General features: G+C 40.4%; 1 protein-coding gene. It reads right to left on the reverse strand.

Annotated elements, in window-relative coordinates:
• Nucleotides 1-64 precede the first annotated feature (64 nt).
• Nucleotides 65-569, reverse strand: a 505-nt coding sequence (locus tag CWB66_RS19540; protein WP_138586663.1) for an IS3 family transposase, incomplete at its 5' end; no start/stop codon positions are given.

Below are 569 nucleotides of genomic sequence, written 5' to 3' on the forward strand. Positions count from 1 at the left end.
TTTTGTTCCTCACTTACTGGAGACAATGACCACTCATCTACATCATGAAGTATATGTGTAGTGGTCAATAAAATTTGGCCACAGTTTTAGAATCTTTGTATCTGACCTCAGATTCATTTGGCGCTAAACCGGCATTATAATGATGCGGCCTAACATTATTGTAATATCCATTTATGTAATCACTCACGCTATATTTAGCGTCTATAAAATTTCCATATCCACTCTTTGGCATCCATTCCGTCTTAAAGCTTCTAAAAAACCGCTCCATTGGCGCATTATCCCAACAGTTTCCACGCCTGCTCATACTTTGTGTGATTTTATAGCGCCATAAACGTTGGCGATATTTTAAACTTGTATAATGACTACCTTGGTCAGAGTGAAACATCAGTCCTGTCGGTTTTCCTCTGCTTTCATACGCGAGTTCAAGCGCTTTTAGCGTTAAATTAGTATCTGGTGATAACGACATTGCCCAGCCAACCACTTTGCGTGCAAATAAATCAATAACGACGGCTAAATAAGCCCAGCGATTGCCCGTCCAAATATACGTCACATCACCGCACCACACGTTA

The sequence above is a fragment of the Pseudoalteromonas sp. S558 genome (assembly GCF_005886635.1).
GTDB classification, from domain to species: domain Bacteria; phylum Pseudomonadota; class Gammaproteobacteria; order Enterobacterales; family Alteromonadaceae; genus Pseudoalteromonas; species Pseudoalteromonas aliena.